We start from the raw sequence: 294 nt of genomic DNA, 5'->3' as shown, positions 1-294 counted from the left end.
TTCTTAACAATCCAGATACCAGTCCGGATCAAGAACTGGTTGAGGATCTGATGAGCGTTATTCATGTCTTCTCCTGTCGTCTGGATGGATTGAGAAGATACAAGAAAGAGATAGCAGAAGATCCAAAGCTGCCACACAAGGAAGAAGGTGACTAAAGATGCGAACGCAGACCAGAGTCTACAAGCTTCAGCTTAATGAAGAACAAAAGCAGCTCTTTATCGAGCTGTGCGGCTATCGGCGCTGGGCATGGAATCATGCTCTGGATATCTGGAACGATATGTACGAGGTCAGACG

The 294-nt window shown here is 46.3% G+C and carries 1 protein-coding gene and 1 pseudogene; both read left to right on the top strand.

Annotated elements, in window-relative coordinates; all coding sequences use genetic code 11:
* Positions 1-155 (top strand): annotated as a pseudogene (locus OCH80_RS10300) (IS607 family transposase); the annotation flags it as partial.
* Between the two features lie 2 nt (positions 156-157).
* A partial coding sequence (locus OCH80_RS10295; protein ID WP_404540687.1) for a helix-turn-helix domain-containing protein occupies positions 158-294 on the top strand: 137 nt, incomplete at its 3' end.

Origin of the sequence: Lactobacillus sp. 23-2 (assembly GCF_044902225.1) — a bacterium.
Taxonomy (GTDB): Bacteria; Bacillota; Bacilli; order Lactobacillales; family Lactobacillaceae; genus Lactobacillus; species Lactobacillus absianus.
Note: the sequence above shows the minus strand (reverse complement) of the source record. Positions and strands in the feature narration are given on the sequence as shown.